1 protein-coding gene is annotated in these 1,107 nt (G+C 73.7%); it reads left to right on the top strand.

The features are described from left to right. Positions 1-870: PfkB family carbohydrate kinase (locus ACFVW8_RS39170; protein WP_389698836.1), on the top strand; the 870-nt coding region annotated here is incomplete at its 5' end. Positions 871-1,107 lie beyond the last annotated feature (237 nt).

Consider the following 1,107-nt stretch of genomic DNA (forward strand, 5'->3'; position numbering starts at 1 on the left):
CACCGGGCCCAGCCCGGCGGCGCACCCGCCAACGTCGCCGCCGGGCTGGCCCGGCTGGGCACGCCCAGCTGGTTCGCGGGAGGACTCGGCGGTGACGGATTCGCCCGCCTGATCGAGGAGCGGCTGCTCTCCGCCGGTACGGAACTGGGCCTGTGCGCCCGCTCGGAGCTGCCCACCGCACTCGCGGTGGCCGACCCGGGCCCGGACGGCACCGGATACCACTTCCACCTGCAGGACACAGCCACCTTCCGGCTGCCGGAGCGCACGGCCGATGTGGCCCGCTTCGGCGCCGTGTATGTGGGCGGACTCGCCGCGGTCGTCCCGCCGGCGGCCGATGCGGTGGCCGCGACCGCGCGAGCAGGTGCCGAACACTCCGTGCTGGTGGTCGACCCGAACGTGCGCGAGGACCGTACGCTCGACGGTTCCACCGGGCGCCGGCTCCGGGAGCTGTGCGAACTGGCCCAGGTCCTCAAGGTCAGCGACGAGGACGTGACCGCGCTCTGGCCCGGCGCGACTCCCGAGGAGAGCTGCGAGCAACTGGCCGCGGGCGACCGCCTGGTGGTACTCACCCGCGGTTCCGCCGGCAGCACGGCGTTCACCCCGGACATGGACCGGATCTCGGTCCCCGCGGTGCGGGCCGTCGTGGTCAACACGATCGGCGCGGGCGACGCGTTCATGGCGGCCGTGCTCAACTGGCTGGGCGACGCCGGAGCATTCCGCGACGGCGGCGTCGCACGGCTGTCGCGCGACCGGACCGCCGAGATGCTGGCGTTCGCGTCGCAGGTGGCGGCCTCCGTGGTCGCGCAGTCGGGGACGGAGCCGTCACGGCCCCGGTCGCCAGGCCCGGCGCAGGACGCCGCACTGACCTGACGGCGTCACGCGTGGTTCGGCACGGCCGAGCAGCGGCTCATCACCGTCCACGGGGCCGGACCGGTCGTGCCGGCTCGCCGCCGGCGAACAGCCCTTGTTCAGGCCGCCGGACCGATGGTGACCTTGACGTGCTTCATGATCGGCTGGTCGCTCTGCGTGCTGTAGTCGCTGAGTGCGCAGAGCACATTCATCTCGGGCATGTAACCGGCGGCGCAGCCCCGGGGGATGTCGTACGGG

This window comes from Streptomyces sp. NPDC058221, from assembly GCF_042882365.1.
GTDB lineage: Bacteria > Actinomycetota > Actinomycetes > Streptomycetales > Streptomycetaceae > Streptomyces.